At 65.4% G+C, this 492-nt stretch carries 1 protein-coding gene; it reads right to left on the reverse strand.

The annotated features are described in order from the left end of the window. The coding region (locus tag HZU84_RS21255; RefSeq protein ID WP_375139049.1) for a CoA-binding protein at nt 1-492 on the reverse strand (492 nt) is incomplete at both ends.

Consider the following 492-nt stretch of genomic DNA (forward strand, 5'->3'; position numbering starts at 1 on the left):
TCCCTGAGCGCGAGACCACGCCGATGCGGCCCTTGCGGTGGATGTGACCGGGCATGATGCCGATCTTGATCTCTTCCGGCGTGATCAGGCCCGGGCAGTTGGGGCCCAGCAGCAGCGTCTTCTTGCCGCCGGCGGCCTCCTTGGCCTTCATCTTGTTGCGCACTTCCAGCATGTCCCGCACCGGGATGCCTTCGGTGATGCAGATCGCCAGGTCCAGGTCGGCCTCGACGGCTTCCCAGATCGCCGCGGCGGCACCAGCCGGCGGCACGTAGATCACCGACACGGTCGCGCCTTGCTGCTGCGCGGCTTCCTTGACCGAGGCGTAGATGGGAATGTCCGAGAAGGACTCGCCGGCCTTCTTCGGGTTCACGCCGGCGACGAAGCAGTTCTTGCCGTTGGCGTAGGCCTGGCAGCCCAGCGTATGGAACTGACCGGTCTTGCCCGTGATGCCCTGGGTGATGACGCGGGTGTCCTTGTTGATCAGGATGCTCA

The organism is Sphaerotilus sulfidivorans (assembly GCF_013426975.1).
In the GTDB taxonomy this organism is placed as follows: domain Bacteria; phylum Pseudomonadota; class Gammaproteobacteria; order Burkholderiales; family Burkholderiaceae_C; genus Sphaerotilus; species Sphaerotilus sulfidivorans.